This window comes from Sphingomonas sp. LC-1 (assembly GCF_025371035.1).
GTDB lineage: Bacteria > Pseudomonadota > Alphaproteobacteria > Sphingomonadales > Sphingomonadaceae > Sphingomonas > Sphingomonas sanguinis_E.
In genome coordinates, this window is sequence record NZ_JANZXB010000003.1 from 231,944 (window position 1) to 248,400 (window position 16,457).

At 66.2% G+C, this 16,457-nt stretch carries 11 protein-coding genes; 7 read left to right on the forward strand and 4 right to left on the reverse strand.

Annotated features, from left to right (window positions below; genetic code table 11):
* Positions 1-67 precede the first annotated feature (67 nt).
* Positions 68-2,395 (reverse strand): TonB-dependent receptor, encoded by a 2,328-nt coding sequence (locus NZL82_RS05940; protein ID WP_261268855.1) that lies wholly within the window; start codon positions 2,393-2,395, stop codon positions 68-70.
* 247 nt (positions 2,396-2,642) lie between these two features.
* On the opposite strand from NZL82_RS05940, the gene NZL82_RS05945 reads away from it, so the two are divergent.
* The 3 genes from NZL82_RS05945 (at position 2,643) to NZL82_RS05955 (ending at position 5,908) form a co-directional block, all read left to right on the forward strand.
* Positions 2,643-4,055: a short-chain fatty acid transporter gene (locus NZL82_RS05945; protein WP_261268856.1), complete on the forward strand. Its 1,413-nt coding sequence runs from the start codon at positions 2,643-2,645 to the stop codon at positions 4,053-4,055.
* 184 nt (positions 4,056-4,239) lie between these two features.
* Positions 4,240-4,884 carry a DUF47 domain-containing protein gene (locus NZL82_RS05950; RefSeq protein WP_261268857.1) on the forward strand — a complete coding sequence of 215 codons (645 nt, stop codon included), beginning with the start codon at positions 4,240-4,242 and terminating at the stop codon, positions 4,882-4,884.
* 10 nt (positions 4,885-4,894) lie between these two features.
* A complete protein-coding gene (locus tag NZL82_RS05955) occupies positions 4,895-5,908 on the forward strand; it encodes an inorganic phosphate transporter (RefSeq protein ID WP_261268858.1) in 1,014 nt (337 codons plus the stop codon).
* A 397-nt stretch (positions 5,909-6,305) separates the two neighbouring features.
* Here the strand turns inward: NZL82_RS05955 and NZL82_RS05960 are convergent, their stop codons facing one another.
* The 3 genes from NZL82_RS05960 to NZL82_RS05970 are packed head-to-tail and all read right to left on the reverse strand — an operon-like array spanning position 6,306 to position 12,180.
* Positions 6,306-7,727, reverse strand: a complete 1,422-nt coding sequence (locus NZL82_RS05960) for an efflux transporter outer membrane subunit (RefSeq protein WP_261268859.1) — start codon at positions 7,725-7,727, stop codon at positions 6,306-6,308.
* Positions 7,724-10,918 carry an efflux RND transporter permease subunit gene (locus NZL82_RS05965; RefSeq protein ID WP_261268860.1) on the reverse strand — a complete coding sequence of 1,065 codons (3,195 nt, stop codon included), beginning with the start codon at positions 10,916-10,918 and terminating at the stop codon, positions 7,724-7,726. The genes NZL82_RS05960 and NZL82_RS05965 overlap by 4 nt, the downstream gene beginning before the upstream one ends.
* Positions 10,918-12,180, reverse strand: coding sequence for an efflux RND transporter periplasmic adaptor subunit (locus NZL82_RS05970; RefSeq protein ID WP_261268861.1), 1,263 nt, complete (start codon positions 12,178-12,180; stop codon positions 10,918-10,920). Before NZL82_RS05970 ends, NZL82_RS05965 begins: the two co-directional genes overlap by 1 nt.
* A gap of 256 nt (positions 12,181-12,436) precedes the next feature.
* On the opposite strand from NZL82_RS05970, the gene NZL82_RS05975 reads away from it, so the two are divergent.
* The 4 genes from NZL82_RS05975 to NZL82_RS05990 all read left to right on the forward strand — a co-directional run bounded on the left by NZL82_RS05975 (position 12,437) and on the right by NZL82_RS05990 (position 16,339).
* On the forward strand, positions 12,437-12,592 hold the full coding sequence (locus tag NZL82_RS05975) for a hypothetical protein (RefSeq protein WP_261268862.1): 156 nt from the start codon (positions 12,437-12,439) through the stop codon (positions 12,590-12,592).
* Positions 12,593-12,932: 340 nt separating this feature from the next.
* A complete protein-coding gene (locus NZL82_RS05980) occupies positions 12,933-13,568 on the forward strand; it encodes a YoaK family protein (RefSeq protein WP_261268863.1) in 636 nt (211 codons plus the stop codon).
* 115 nt (positions 13,569-13,683) lie between these two features.
* Complete coding sequence (locus NZL82_RS05985) at positions 13,684-15,189, forward strand: CoA-acylating methylmalonate-semialdehyde dehydrogenase (protein WP_261268864.1); 1,506 nt, start codon at positions 13,684-13,686, stop codon at positions 15,187-15,189.
* 7 nt (positions 15,190-15,196) lie between these two features.
* The gene (locus NZL82_RS05990) at positions 15,197-16,339 is read left to right on the forward strand and encodes an acyl-CoA dehydrogenase family protein (RefSeq protein WP_261268865.1); all 1,143 of its coding nucleotides are present in this window, start codon (positions 15,197-15,199) and stop codon (positions 16,337-16,339) included.
* Positions 16,340-16,457 lie beyond the last annotated feature (118 nt).

Sequence of the window (16,457 nt, forward strand, 5' to 3'; positions counted from 1 at the left end):
ACGGCATAAGAAAAGGCCCGCCCCTCACGCCGAGGGACGGGCCTTTCCCATCAACCGGTCATGCCGATCAGCGATACTTGCCGCTGAACGAGATGCCGATGATGCGCGGTTCGTTGAACACGGCCGCCATATAGTTCTCGATCACGCCCTTCAGGTTCTTCTCGTTCGTGATGTTGCGCGCGAATACCGACAGGCTCCAGTCGTCGTTCGGCGCGGTATAGCCGATGCTCAGGCCACCCTCGAAATTGCCGTTCGAGGTGAACTCCTTGGTCCGGTACAGGACGAAGTTCGTATAGCCCTGCAGGTTCCAGTCGGTGCTGATGAACGCCTTGCCACCACCCTCCAGCGGCATGTCGTACTTGGCCGCCAGGTTCAGATTGTACTCGGGCGCGTTGGGCAGCGGGTTGCCGTCGATCTGCGCGAAATAGGCGTTCGCGCCGAACACGCGGCGGGTGACGAACGGGTCGAGCACGGTGCACACCTGCACGCCGTTCAGGCCGCAGGTCTGGGCGAAGACGCGCTTGTCGCGAATCTCCGAGTGCAGCAGGCTGAGGCCCGCCGACAGCGCCAGGTTGCGCACCGGCAACCACTGTGCATCGGCCTCCATGCCGTAGGCGACCGCCTTGTCGGCGTTGAACAGCACGCCGTTGCCGTCCGAATCGTTGCCGTTCAGCTGGATGCCCTTCACGCGATAGGCAAAGGCGGCGGCGTTCAGGCGCAGCGTGTTGTTGAACAGCTTCGACTTGAAGCCGGTCTCGAACGACAGGTTGGTTTCCGAGTTCGCGGTGGTGAAGTCGGAGTTGAACACCGCCGAGCGACCCTGGATTGTCGGGCCACGGAAGCCTTCGGCCGCGCGGACATAGACGTTCAGTTCAGGCGTGACTTCATACAGCGCCGACAGGTCCCAGCTCGGCTTGGTGTCCGACAGGCGCACGTCGCGACGACCGCGATAGGTCGAGACTCCTGCGGCGCTGTCGGCGGTGCGCAGCAACTGGGTGCGCTTGGTATCCTCGCTGACGCGGCCACCGGCGGTCAGGGTCAGGCGATCGGTCGCCTGATAGCTGACCTGCCCGAACAGCCCCCAGGAGGTGTTGACGTCGTGCAGGCGGACCCAGTTGTTCGGATTGGCCCCGATCAGGAAGGCGCGTTGATAGAAGTCGGTGATGTCGCGGCTGTCGAAATAGATGCCGCCGAACTGCCACTTGAACGGGCCACCCGAGGTCGAGGCGAGGCGGACTTCCTGCGTCCACTGGTCGAGACCCCGGACCTGACCCTGGCTGAGGCCATAGCCATTGGCCACGCCGTTGACCGGGAAGTTGGCCGCCGCGCCGCCATCGGTGTCGCCCTTGCTGAAACCGGCCGTGGTCTCATAGGCGGTGATCGAGGTCAGCTCGGCCGCGCCCAGATCCCAGGCGGCGCGCAGCGAGGCGCCCTGCGTGTCATAGGACTGCGGATTGCCGCGCCCTTCGTCCAGTGCGACCTGGTCGCGCGGCTCGGCCGACACGTCGCGCGAACCCTTCTTCAGTGCGCCGCGATGGAATAGGGTCGAGGTGCCGTCATACCAGCGTGCATGACCGGCGAGGTTGAACGACAGCGTGTCGGTCGGCGTGAAGAGCAGCTGGAGGCGAACGTCGCGCTCGGTAAAGCCGCCCATCGCGTCCTTCTTCGGGGTCAGCGTGCCATCGGCGCTGGGCCCCGAATAGACATTGTCGACCCAGTTGTCGCGGTGCTGCACCAGGGCCGACAGGCGGAACGCCAGCACGTCGCGGATCAGCGGACCGCCGACACCGGCGTCCATGCTGATCGTGTTGTAGCTGCCGATCGAGGCGGTGGCGCGGCTCTGGAAGCTCTGCGTCGGCTTGATCGTGTCGAACTTGATGATGCCCGCCGTCGTGTTGCGGCCGAACAGGGACCCTTGCGGACCACGCAGCACTTCGACCTGATCGACGTCGAACACCGGGTTCGACTTCAGGACGACATGCTCGAGGACGACATCGTCCTGGATGATCGACACAGGCTGCGACGCGCCGAGATAGAAGTCGATATTGCCCAAGCCGCGGATATAGAAGCGCGGGAAGATACGGCCCGTGGTGGTCTCCGCATAAAGGCCGGGGACGCGGCCCGACAGCGCGAGAATGTCTTCGCCGCCTTGCTGGAAGGCGCGCAGGTCCTGGCCGCCGACGACGCCGACCGATACCGGAACCCGATTCAGGTTTTCCGAACGACGCTCGGCGGTGACGGTGATTTCGCCGAGACCCTCCTGCGGTGCGGCCTGATCCCCGGTCGCGGTGGTTGTGCCCGCGCCCTGATCGGCGGTCTGTGCGATGGCCGGTACGGCCGCCAGCGTTCCCCACGCAGCGCCCAGCAGCGCCGCGGTCTTGATAACCGACTTCATATTATTCCCCAGCTCCGGTGGGCGGTTACGTGCCGCCCGACTACTCAATACTCCCGGTGGGCGGAGCCGTTAGGGGCGCATTATGGCGCTCGCGTGACAGAGGTGATGCGCCAAAAGCACAGTCATCGGATAATGTTGCCCTGTCGGGTCGCGAAGCGCATGATGTATCGAACGGACAGGCAGCGCCTGGCGGCCTTCGCCGTCGCGACGGTGCGAAACCATCGGGGGTGGCATGGAAGAGGGCGGAATGCGGACCCGCGATGGCGCGCTGGCCCGGCTGGCGCTGCGCTTCACCGCCTGGGCCGAGCGCTGGTTTCCCGATGCCTTCATCTTCGTCGCCATCGCGGTGATCGTGGTCGCAGTGGCGGCGCTGGCCAATGGCGCGTCGCTCCCCGCCGTGACCAAGAGCTTCGGCGATGGGTTCTGGACGCTGATCCCCTTCACCATGCAGATGGCGTTCGTGACGATCGGCGGCTACGTCGTCGCGACCTCGGGCCCCGTGCAGCGGCTGATCGACTGGCTGGCGCGGCGGCCGCGCACCGCACGCGGCGCGATCGGGATGATCGCACTGGCCACCATGATCTCCTCACTGGCGAGCTGGGGGTTGAGCCTGATCTTCGGCGGGCTGCTGGCGCGCGCCTGTGCGCGGCGGACGGACCTGCGGATGGACTATCGCGCGGCGGGGGCGGCGGCCTATCTGGGGCTGGGCGCGACCTGGGCGATGGGGCTGTCCTCGTCTTCGGCGCAGTTGCAGGCCAATCCGGCCAGCCTGCCGCCCGCGCTGCTGCCCATCACCGGGGTCATTCCGTTCAGCCAGTCCATCTTCCTGTGGCAGTCGATGCTGATCGCGGGCGTGCTGATCCTGCTGTCGACCGCGATCGCCATGGCCTCCGCACCGGGGCGTGACGCCGCGATGACCGCGCAGGACATGGGCATCGATCCTGCGCGCGAGGATGACGACCTGCCCCCGCCCACCCAGCCGGGCGAGTGGCTGGACCATGCGCCGCTGGTCACCATGCTGATCGGGGCGCTGGCGGTGGGCTGGCTGGTCCAGGAGTTCGCGCGGCAGGACTGGATGATCGCGATCTCCAACCTCAACACCTATAACTTCCTGTTCCTGATGGCGGGGCTGGTGCTGCACTGGCGGCCCCGGCGCTTTCTGACCGCGCTGTCCCGCGCGGTTCCGGCAACGGCGGGCATCCTGATCCAATATCCCTTCTATGCCGCGATCGCCGCGATGCTGACCAGCGCGAAGAACGCGGCCGGTATCGGAGTCGCCGACCGGATCGCCCATGCCTTCGTCGCGCTCAACACGCCGGGCTCCTTTCCGCTGACCATGGGGGCCTATTCGGCGATCCTGGGATTCTTCATTCCCTCAGGCGGCGGCAAATGGCTTCTGGAGGCACCCTATGTGATGCAGGCGGCCAATGAACTCCATGTCCATCTCGGCTGGGCCGTGCAGATCTACAATGCGGCGGAGGCTCTGCCCAATCTGATCAACCCGTTCTGGATGCTGCCGCTTCTGGGCATATTGGGTCTGAAGGCACGCGACATTGTCGGGTTCAGTTTCCTGCAACTGATCGTCCATCTGCCGGTCGTTCTGGGGTTGCTCTGGGCGCTGTCTTTCACCCTGACCTACCATCCGCCGGTCATGCCATGAGCGCCCAGTGTCACATTGTTGTAACAGGGTTTTGCTTGACGTGGACGTCGTGGCTGGTCAGGGGGGCGGCGTTCGTGCAGTCTCGGGTTCATGACCTTTTTCGGTCCGGCGTGTCGCCGTGGCCCGATCGGCCATGCGCAGAGAATGCGCACGATATCGGATCACTATCGGGGTTTACCGACTGATGTTCGCCTGGTTCCAACGCCTCCTGCCGAAGACGGGGAATTTCTTCGAGCTGTTCGAGGCGCAAGCCGCCACCATCCTGGCGGGGGCCGAAGCCACCGTCCGCATTTTCGACGCGAAGAACGGCACCGCCGACGAGATCGCCGTCGTCGCCGCGCGTGAGCATGACGCCGACGAGATCACGCGTCAGGTGCTGACCTCGGTCCGCTCGACCTTCCTGACGCCGTTCGACCGCGCCTCGATCACCTCGCTGATCGGATCGATGGACGACACGATCGACGAGATGCACGCCGCCGCCACCGCGATCGGCCTGTACCGGCTGACCAGCTTCGCGCCCGAGATGCGCGAGATGGCGGCGGTCGCGGTCGAGGCGGCCAAGCTGACCGTCGAGGCGATGCCGCTGATGCGCGACGTCGCGCGCAACGGCGATCGCCTGCACGCGCTGACCGAGGAGCTGGTCCGCCTGGAGGGCCGTGCCGACGAGATGCACGCGGCGGGCCTGAAGCGCACGCTGGAGGAATGCGGCGAGCGCGACACGCTGCGCTTCGTGATCGAGAAGGAAGTGTACAAGCATCTGGAGCGCATCCTCGACGCGTTCGAGGATGTCGCCGACGAGATCGACGGCATCGTCATCGACCACGCCTGAGGCGAGGGACATGCACGAACTCGCCTTTCCGCTGCTGGTCGGCCTGATCCTGGTCGCGCTGGCGTTCGATTATCTCAACGGGCTGCACGACGCGGCCAATTCGATCGCGACCGTGGTGGCGACGCGCCTTCTGTCGCCGGTCGCGGCGGTGGGCTTCGCGGCGTTCTTCAACTTCGCGGCCTATTTCCTGACCGTGGCCTTTCCCAGCCTTCACAAGGTGGCAGAGACGATCGGCAAGGGGCTGATCGACCAGAGCATCGTGACGCCTGCCGTGATCTTCGGCGCACTGGGCGGGGCGATGGCGTGGAACGTCATCACCTGGCTGCGCGGCATCCCCTCGTCGAGCAGCCATGCGCTGGTCGGCGGGCTGGTCGGCGCGGGCGTCGCCCATGCGGGCATGGACGCGGTGAAGTGGGCGGGGCTGAACAAGACGCTGCTCGCCATCGTGCTGTCGCCGATGCTGGGCATGTTCCTGGCGATGCTGGTCATGCTGGTGAGCAGCTGGGCGATGCGCCGGTCGAGCGCGGGACAGGCGGAGCGCAGCTTCCGCGCGATGCACCTCGTCTCGTCGGCGGCCTATTCGCTCAGCCACGGCCTGAACGACGCGCAGAAGACGATGGGGATCATCACCGTCCTCCTCTATTCGACCGGGCGCCTGTCGGGCCCGTTCGAAGTGCCGCACTGGGTCGCCATCGCCTGTTACTTCGCGATCGCGCTGGGCACGATGACCGGCGGCTGGCGGATCATCGAGACGATGGGCACCCGGATCACCAAGCTGTCGCAGCATCAGGGTTTCAGCGCCTCGACCGCGGGATCGATCGTGATCTTCGCGGCCTCGGCGCTGGGTATTCCGGTGTCGACCACGCATACCATCACCGGCTCGATCATCGGCGCGGGCGTGGCGCGGCGCGCCTCGGCAGTGCGCTGGGGTGTGGCGGGCAATGTGGTGATCGCCTGGATCATCACCATCCCCGCTTCCGCCGCGATGGGGGCGGGCTTCTACCTGCTGACCCGGTTGTTCTGATAGGAAGGGGAGGGCGAAGGTCCTCCCCGTTTTCTTTGCACTTCAGCCTGAGTGAAGCAGATTGGTTTCGCGCAGAGGCGCGGAGGACGCAGAGGTAACATGTCCGATCGTCAACCCTGCCACCACCCCGGCGTATGCCGGGGTCCAGTCGCGGTGCGCCAGTGAGGGCTCCCACGTACCGACGCAGCGCGCCTTCAAATGCATGGCAGCTGGGCCCCAGCCTTCGCCGGGGAAGGGAAAAAGATATCAAGGGAAGGCGTTGATTCAGAGAGCGCGTTCTCCGCGTCCTCCGCGCCTCTGCGCGAACTAACCCCGTGGCCTTCGACTTCGCTCAGGCTGAACGGAGGTGGGGGATGAATGGCGTCAGCCCACCCCCATCACCTCATCGCACCTCACCTCACGACCCCGTAACCGGCCCCCCGGCCGCCTGGAACAGCGCGACCGTGTCGGTCATCCGCGCCGCCTTGGCCTGGATCAGCTGCGACCGCGCCTGGGCATCGGTCACCGTCGCGTTGAGCAGTTGCAACGTCCCCACATCGCCCAGCGCGAGCTGCCGCCGTGCGAAGGTCAGCGCCTGTCCCGCCGCGTTGCTCGCCCGCTGCGCCGCGTCGAGTGCCTGGGCGTCGGTGGAGAGCCCGGTCAGCGAGTCCGCGACATTGCCGAACGCCTGGAGCACCGCCGCGCGGTACTGCGCCTTGGCCCCCTCCAGCGCGGCTTCCGCTGCCTTTTGCTGGTGGCGAAGCGCGTTCGCATGGAACAGCGGCTGGGTGATTCCGCCGAGCAGCGCCCAGAAGGGATTGCCGCTCTTGAACATGTCGCCGAAATTCTGCGCCGAGCCACCCGCATTGGCCGAAAGCTGAATGCTGGGAAGGCGCGCCGCGATGGCCGCGCCGACATCGGCCCCGGCGCCCTGCAACTGCGCTTCGGCGGCCAATATGTCGGGACGCCGATGGACCAGATCGGATGGCACGATCGCGGGCAGTTCGGTCGGCAGGGTCAGCTGCGACAGGTCCGGCAGCGGCGGCAGGGCCGATCCCGGGGCACGCCCGATCAGCGTCGCGATGATGGTCCGCTGGGCTGCCTCAGCGCGGACCAAGGGGGGCAGGGCACCTTCGGCGGTGGCAAGCGCGGCCTGTTGCGTCGACACGTCCGACGCGCCCACCGCACCCAGCCGCTGGCGCTGTTGCAGCGCCGACAGGATGTCGCGATTGACCTGGACAGCCGTTTGCGCGGCGGCGATCTGTTCGGCCAGACTCGCCCGCTCGATCAGCGCGGTGACGAGGTTGGCGGCCACCGTCATCCGCGCCGCGTCGAGCTGATGCCGCTCGACTTCGGCGCGAGCGACGGCGGAGCGCACCTGCGCCCGGTTGCCGCCGAACGCATCCACGTCATAGGATACGCTGACCTGCGCGGTGTGCAGCGTGTAAAGCTGCTGGTTCGGATCCGCGACCGCAGGTGACAGCGCGTTGGATATGCGGGTCCGCTGCGCCTGATAGCTCAGCCCCCCTTGCGGGAAGAGCAGCGATCCGCGCGTCGCCCGCGCCTGTTCCTGCGCTTGCCGCAGCGAGGCCCCTGCGACGCCCACATCGTTATTGTGCGCCAGCGCCTCGGCGACCAGCGCATCGAGCTGCGCATTGCCGAAGGCATGCCACCATTCGGGTGCGACTTGCGCGGACACCGTCTGCGCCGGGCCGCTGGCCGGGGCGATCACTGGCGCAGGCGTCATTGGCGGCAGGCTGGCATGGGCATCCAGGTCATGCGGGCCGACGGCGCACGCCGAGACACAGGCGAGCAGCGGCAGGGTCAGGAAACGCTTCATGCCGGAACCCCGGATTCAGGAGTGGTGGTATCGTCCTGGTCGTCGACCATCGGATCATGCTTCTTCTTGCGCTGCGACAGCGGCAGGCGGGTCGAATAGCGGCTGATGAGCACCGGCAGGACCAGCAGGATCAGCACCGGGGCCAGCGTCATGCCGCCCACCACGACCAGCGCGAGGGGCTTTTGCACCTGGCTGCCGATCCCGTGCGAGAGCGCAGCGGGCAGCAGGCCGATCGCGGCGACCAGACAGGTCATGACGACGGGACGCAGGCTGTTCTTGACGGTGGTGGCCAGCGCATTCTCGCGCGGCGCGCCCTCGTCGATCGCGTTGTTGAAGGTGGTGACGACCAGAATCCCGTCCATCACCGCGATGCCGAACAAGGCCACAAAGCCGATCGCCGCCGAGATGCTGAACGCCGTACCGGTCAGCGCCAGGGCCAGCACGCCGCCCACGACCGCCATCGGGATCGCGGAGAAGGCGAGCAGGCTGTCGCGCATCGAGCCGAAATTGGCATAGAGCAGCAGCAGGATGAGCACGAGGCTGATCGGGACCACGATCTCGAGGCGAGCGATCGCGTTCTTCAGGTTATCCAGCTCGCCTGCCCATTCCAGATGATAGCCCGGCGGCAGATGGACATTCTGGTTGATCCGCGCGCGCGCCTCCTCGACCGCGCCGCCCAGATCGCGACCACGCACCGAGAATTTGATCGGGACGTAGCGCTCCTGATGCTCGCGATAGATGAACGAGGCACCGCTGGTCAGCTTGACATTCGCGACCTCGGACAGCGGCACCTGGATGGTCCCGTTGCCGTCGGGGCTAGGCGCGCCGATCGTGATGTTGCGCACCGATTCCAGCGAGTCGCGCTGGGTCGGTTGCAACCGCACGATGATCGGGAAGTGGCGGTCGGTGCCGGGCTCATAGAGGTCGGCGGGCGACTGGCCACCGATCGCCGCCGCAACGGTCGAGTTGATGTCGTCGGGCGTCAGGCCATAGCGGGCCGCCTTGGCGCGATCGACATCGATCCGCACGGTCGGCTGGCCCAGGATTTCGAACACGCCGAGATCCTCGATGCCCTTCACCTTGGCCATCTGCGCCTTGATCTGGTTGGCCAGCTTTTCCAGGGTCACCAGATCGGGGCCGAACAGCTTGATCGAATTGGCGCCCTTCACACCCGAGGCGGCTTCCTCGACATTGTCCTCGATGATCTGAGAGAAGGAGAAGTCGACGCCGGGATATTTCTTGGCGAGGCGGGCCGACAGTTCGTCGATCAGCTTCTCCTTGGTCACGCCCGACGGCCACGTATCGAAGGGCTTCAGCGGCACGAAGAACTCGACGTTGAAGAAGCCGGTCGCGTCGGTACCGTCGTCCGGGCGGCCATGGGCGGACAGGACCGCTGTGGTTTCCGGATAGCTGGCGATGATCTTGCGCACCTCATTGGTCACCTTCTCGCCAGCTTCCAGGCTGATCGAGGAGGGGAGGGTGGCGCGGATGTACATATTGCCTTCTTCGAGGTGCGGCAGGAACTCGATGCCTAGCGACCGCACGCCGACCACCGCGAGACCCAGCATCAGCACCGCGCCGCCGATCGTCACGATCTTGTTGCGCAGCGCGAAGGACGCGGCGGGTTCATAGACGCGGCGCAAGCGGCCGACGATGAAGGTCTCGGTCTCGGCCAGCTTGTCCGGCAGCAGCAGCGTCGAGAGCACCGGCGCGACGGTGAAGGTCGCCAGCAGGCCGCCGCTGATCGCATAGGCGTAGGTCTTGGCCATCGGACCGAAGATGTGACCTTCCACACCGGTCAGGGTGAACAGCGGCAGGAAGCTGGCGATGATGATCGCGGCGGCGAAGAAGATGCCGCGGCTGACCTCGGACGAGGCGCCCAGCACCGCGCCGAAGCGGCTGGCCATGGTGTAGCGGCCCTGGCCGCTCTCCACGGCGGCGGAGCGTTCGACCATGTGGCGGAAGATATTCTCCACCATGATGACGCAGGCATCGACCACCAGGCCGAAGTCGAGCGCGCCGACCGACAGCAGGTTCGCACTTTCCCCCTGCAACACCAGGATCAGGATCGCGAAGGCCAGCGCGAAGGGGATGGTGGCCGCCACGATGATCGCCGAGCGCAGATTGCCGAGGAACAGCCACTGGAGCGCGAAGATCAGGATGATACCCACCACCATGTTTTCCATGACGGTATGGATGGTCAGGTTGATCAGGTCGGACCGGTCATAGATCCGCTCCAGATGGACGCCCGGGGGCAGCACACCGCTGTCGTTGATGTTGGCGACCTCGGCCTGCACGGCCTTGATCGTCGGCATCGACTGGGCGCCGCGCTGCATCAGGACGATGCCCTGCACGATGTCGTCGTCATTGTTGTAACCGGCGATGCCCATGCGCGGCGCGTTGCCGACCTTGACGGTCGCCACGTCCTTGATGAGCACGGGCGCGCCGCCCGCCTGGCCGACCAGGACGTTCTGGATCGCATCGGGCGACTGGATCAGGCCGATGCCGCGCACGATCGCGGCCTGTTCGCCGAAGTTGATCGTCTGGCCACCGACATTGCCATCGCTCTTGGACAGCGCCGCCAGCACCTGAGCGACGGTGACGCCGTGCGCGTTCAGCCGGTTCTGGTCGATCACCACGTCATAGGCGCGCAGCTTGCCGCCCCAGCCGGTCACGTCGATCACGCCCGGAATCCGCTTGAACCGGCGCTGGAGCACCCAGTCCTGCAGCGTCTTCAGGTCCATCACCGAATAGCCCTTGGGCGCCGCGATGCGGTAGCGATAGATCTCGCCCACTGGCGAGGTCGGCGACAGCGTCGGCTGCGCCCCACCGGCCAGCGGCGGCAGCTGCGACAGGCGGTTGATGACCTGCTGCCGCGCCTGTTCGTTGGTATAGTCGTAGGTGAACTGGATCTTGATGTCCGACAGGCCGAACAGGCTGATCGCGCGGATCGCGGTCAGATGCGGGATGCCCGCCATCTGGACCTCGATCGGGATGGTGACGTTGCGCTCCATCTCCTCGGCCGACAACCCTTGCGTCTGGGTGATGACCTCGACCATCGGGGGCACCGGATCGGGATAGGCTTCGATGTTGAGGTTGATGAAGCCGATGACGCCAGCGACGATCATCGCGAAGAACAGGCCGACGATCAGCAGTCGCTGACGCAGCGCAAAGTCGACGATGCGGTTCATTACTCGCCGATCCCCGCTTCGTTGACGAACAGCGCGCCCGAGGTGACAATCTTCTCGCCCGGCTTCAGGCCCGACGTGATGGTGACGAGGCCGCCTGCGGAATCACCGGTCTGCACATCGCGCGCGACGAGCAGGCCATCGGGCCGGACCACCCAGACACGGGCATTGTCGCCCTCATGGATCACGGCGGCGGCGGGGACGCGGATCGCCTCGCCGGCGTTCAGATGCTTGATCGCGAAGCTGGCGAACATCTGCGGCTTGAGCGCCTTGTCCGGGTTGGGGATGGAGGCGCGAACCGGCAGGCGATGGGTTTCCGGATCGAGCGCGGCACCGACCAGGTCGATGGTGGCGTGGAAGACGCGGCCGGGGATGGCGGGCGTGGTCACTTCGACGGGATCGCCGACGCGGACATTTTCGGCATCGCTCTCGGCCACCTGCGCGACCAGCCAGACGCGCGAGGGGTCGGTGATGGTCATCACCGGCTTGTCGCCGCCCTGCGAGACATATTGGCCGGGCGCGACATCGCGCGAGGCGACGACACCGCTGATCGGCGCGACCAGCGTGGTGATGTCGTGGATGCCCGAACCCTGGCCCGTATTCTCCAGCCGGTTGATCTCGCCCTGCGACTTGCCGAGGATCGCCAGCTTGTCGCGCGCGGCGCCCAGCGAGGCGGCGGCGGTGCGCGCGGTCGCCTGGGCAGCGGCGAGGTCGACCTTGGCCTGCTGATAATCCTTCAGCGCGCCGCCCGCGGTTTCATAGATTTGCTGCTGGCGGTCGGCATTGCGCTGCGCCGCGACGAGCTGGGCCTGGGCGTTCTGATAGGCGGCCTGGGCCGAGAACAAGCCGGAGCGCGCATCGACGAAATCGCTGGTCTTGATCATCAGCAGCGGCTGACCCTGGCGCACCACCTGGCCCGCATCGGCCAGCACGCGCACCACCTGCCCGGCATAGGGCATCAGCACCGGGGTCGAGCGGGTGGCATCGACGGTGATCGCGCCGGTCGCCATCGTCTGGTCGCCCGACGCACCCAGCCCGACGCGCATCATCGGCATCACGGCCAATTGCTCCTTGGACAGGCGCAGCGTGCCGGCCGGCGGCGGGGCGGGGGGAACCTCTTCCTTATGGGTCAGCTTGCCGATGGCCGTGATCAGGATCAGCGCACCCACCAGCACGGCGGCGGCGATTCCGACCCAGCGCCATTGCTGCGCGGAGGAGAGGCGACGGGTTTCGGGTAGCGTTTCGTCGGCAGGGTTGGCGTGCATCGGCTTCTTTCGGCGCGAAGGACTGGATATTGCACCGGGCGATAGGGGCCATGCCCTGACGCACCCCTTACGGAAATCTTACGAGACGTTCATGTAACGGGCGACGGAACCCGTCCCCCCTGATGCTGCCGATCGAATGTGCGGAGGATGGAGCAGGCATGGACGTCTACCTGGGCGGTGACCGCATTGTCATCGAAACGGAACCAATGACCCCATTCGTCGTTGAAATCGAACGGCTCAACAGGAGGGGGTAATCATGGCCAGTCATATGCCGCCACCGCGCATTTCCGACCTTCCGCGCGAGGAGCGTTTGGATGCGCTTTATCGTCGCTTTGCCGATGATCGCGCGCGCTATATGGCGATGCGGTCGCGCCGCCCGAGCCTGTTGCACCGGTTATTCCACCTGATCTGATTTGGCCCAAGGGAATGGCTGGCGGCGTCGGTTTCGCACCATAGCGTTCAGCGAAGCGCGGGGCGCCGCCTAGCGGTTACCTTGCCGAGCCTTGCCGCTTTCGGGCGTAGACATCGCGCCACGCGCAGATCGCTGTGCCCGATGGCCAGCGACAGGATGACCAGCGACGACAGCGCCGATACAGCCAACCATATCTCCACAAGCGCCCCGGCCGTGCTCTCTCCCAAAGCTGGAGCCGCCCGAACGCAGGAGGTCGCGGATTCGATCCGGCATCCTCCGAATGTCGCGCGCGGATGACGGGGAGTGCCGGCGCGGTTTCCCGCTGCTATAACGCGTGGCCATGATCCGATCCGATCGACGCTTCTGGCCCCTCGCAACCGGTCTGGCGCTGTTGGCGGGATATGTCGACTCGATCGGCTTCCAGCATCTGGGCGGCTATTTCGTCTCCTTCATGAGCGGCAATGGCACGATGCTCGCGGTGCATCTTGTGGTGCCGACGGGGCGGCCTTCGGCTGCGGCCTCGATCCTTGCCTTGCTGATCGGCCTGTTCGTTGGCGGGGTGATGGTCGGCACGCTGATCCGACTGGCCCTGCCCCGCCATGGACAGGTCGCGGTCCTGCTGCTGGTCGCGATGCTTCTGGCCGTCGCTGCCGGGTCCGACGGAAGGGCCGCAATGGCGATGGTCGTCGCCATGGGGGCGCTCAACGCGACCTTCGAGCGGGACGGAGAGGTCAGCATCGGCGTCACCTATATGACCGGAACGCTGGTCAAGATCGGGCAGCATCTGGCGCGGATGATCGCGGGGCGTGGCCGTTGGGCATGGGTGCCCTATCTGGCGCTATGGGCCGGGTTCCTGCTGGGGGCAGTTCTGGGTGCCTGGCTGTTTCCCCTATGGGGCGTGGTGGCCCTTGTCGGGGCATCGGCTGCGGCGGCGATCGGCGCCGGGGCGTCGTGGTGGCTCAACAGGTCATGCTGAGACGCGGTTCGCGGGGGGCTTTGCCGCTTTTGTTCGGACGCGACTTGGATTTCAGGCCGGAGCAATATAATTACAAGTGAAGGAGTCGGGCATCAGACCCGCGACTGGAGAGATTATGCGCGTGATCGACCATATGGTCGCCGGTGGACTTGCCGCGACCGATAGTGCCACCGCCCGTCATGGCGATGTCTTCGACCCCAATAGCGGCCAGGTCCAGGCTCGTGTGGCATTGGGCGATGCCGCCGTGCTGGACCATGCCGTCGCCGCTGCGCAAGCCGCGCAACCGGCCTGGGCCGCAACCAATCCGCAACGCCGGGCGCGCGTGATGTTCCGCTTCAAGGAACTGGTCGAGCAGAATATGGACGCGCTCGCGCATCTGCTCTCCTCCGAACATGGCAAGGTGATCGCCGACGCGAAAGGCGACATCCAGCGCGGGCTGGAGGTGATCGAGTTCGCCTGCGGCATCCCCCACGCGCTGAAGGGCGAATATACCCAAGGCGCGGGGCCGGGCATCGACGTCTATTCGATGCGCATGCCGCTGGGCATCGGGGCGGGCATCACGCCGTTCAACTTCCCCGCGATGATCCCGATGTGGATGTTCGGCGTCGCCATCGCCTGCGGAAACGCCTTCATCCTGAAGCCGTCGGAACGCGATCCCTCTGTCCCCGTCCGCCTGGCCGAACTGATGCGCGAGGCGGGCGCGCCCGAGGGCATCCTGCAGGTCGTCCACGGCGACAAGGCGATGGTCGATGCGATCCTGGACCATCCGGCGATCGGGGCGGTCAGCTTCGTCGGTTCGTCCGACATCGCGCATTATGTCTACGGCCGCGGGGTCGCGGCGGGCAAGCGCGTCCAGGCGATGGGCGGGGCCAAGAACCACGGCATCGTCATGCCCGACGCCGATCTGGACCAGGTGGTCGCCGACCTTTCGGGCGCGGCCTTCGGCTCGGCGGGCGAACGGTGCATGGCGCTGCCCGTCGTCGTGCCGGTGGGGGAGAAAACCGCGGATGCGCTTCGAGAAAAGCTGATCCCCGCGATCGATGCGTTGCGGGTCGGCGTCTCGACCGATGCGCAGGCGCATTACGGCCCGGTCGTCAATGCTGCGCACAAACGCCGCGTCGAGGACTGGATCCAGACCGGCGTCGACGAGGGCGCGGAGCTGGTGGTCGACGGGCGCGGCTTCAAGTTGCAAGGCTATGAGGAGGGCTTCTTCATCGGCCCGTCGCTGTTCGACCGGGTGACGCCCGCCATGCAGAGCTATCGCGAGGAAATCTTCGGCCCCGTGCTCCAGATCGTCCGCGCGCCCGATTTCGAGACGGCGGTGCGCCTGCCGAGCGAGCACCAGTACGGTAACGGCGTCGCCATTTTCACCCGCAACGGCCATGCCGCGCGCGAATTCGCCGCGCGTGTCGAGGTCGGCATGGTCGGCATCAACGTGCCGATCCCGGTGCCCGTGGCCTATCACAGCTTCGGCGGATGGAAACGTTCGGCCTTTGGCGACGTGAACCAGCACGGCATGGAAGGCGTCCGCTTCTGGACGAAGGTGAAGACAGTGACGCAGCGCTGGCCGGACGGCGCACCCGATGGCGGCAACGCCTTCGTCATCCCGACCATGGGTTGAGGCCGATATGACCCAATTCGACCTGACCGACGAGCAGCGCGAGATCCAGGAACTGGCGCGTCGCTTCACCGCCGACCGCATCACCCCCTTCGCCGCCGAATGGGACGAGAAGCATATCTTCCCGCGCGACACGATCCGCGAAGCCGCCGAACTCGGTTTCGCCGCGATTTACGTGTCCGAGGAATCGGGCGGCATCGCGCTCGGACGGCTGGAGGCGGCGCTCATCATGGAGGCCATGGCCTATGGCTGTCCCTCCACCTCGGCCTTCATCTCGATCCACAACATGGCGTCGTGGATGATCGACCGCTTCGGCGATGCGGATGTGAAGGGGCGCTATCTGCCCGATCTCGTCACCATGGAACGCATGGCCAGCTATTGCCTGACCGAGCCGGGTTCGGGCTCCGACGCGGCGGCGCTCAAGACCCGCGCGGTGCGGGATGGCGACCATTATGTCGTCTCGGGCTCCAAGCAGTTCATTTCGGGCGGCGGCGAGAATGAGGTCTATGTCACGATGGTCCGCACCGGGGAGGAGGGGCCCAAGGGCATTTCCTGTCTGGTGATCGACAAGGACATGCCCGGCGTCTCGTTCGGTGCGAACGAGCGCAAGCTGGGCTGGCATGCGCAGCCGACGCGGCAGGTGATGTTCGACCATGTCCGCGTGCCGGTCGCCAACCGCCTGGGCGCCGAGGGTGAGGGCTTCCGCATCGCGATGATGGGGCTGGACGGCGGGCGGCTGAACATCGGCGCCTGCTCGCTGGGGGGCGCGCAGCGCTGTCTGGACGAGTCGGTGTCTTACGTGAAGGACCGCCGCCAGTTCGGGAAAGCGATCGCCGAGTTCCAGAATACCCAGTTCACCCTGGCCGACATGGCGACCGAATTGGAAGCGGCGCGGGCGCTGCTCTATCTCGCCGCCGCCAAGGTCACGGCGGGTGCGCCCGACAAGACGCGCTTCGCCGCCATGGCCAAGCGGCTGGCGACCGATACCGGATCCTCGGTGGTCGACCGGGCGCTGCAACTCCATGGCGGTTACGGCTATCTGATGGATTACCCGATTGAACGCTTCTGGCGCGACCTGCGCGTGCATTCGATCCTGGAAGGGACCAACCAGGTGATGCGGATGATCGTCGGGCGGGATTTGTTGAAGGACTGATCCGCCCGCCTGGCACCACCCCGGCAGAGGCCGGGGTCCAGTTGCCATCCGGCCGGTGGCGCGCCACGTGATACGCGGCATCTGGGCCCCGACCTTCGCCGGGGTCTAAGAAGAGGAT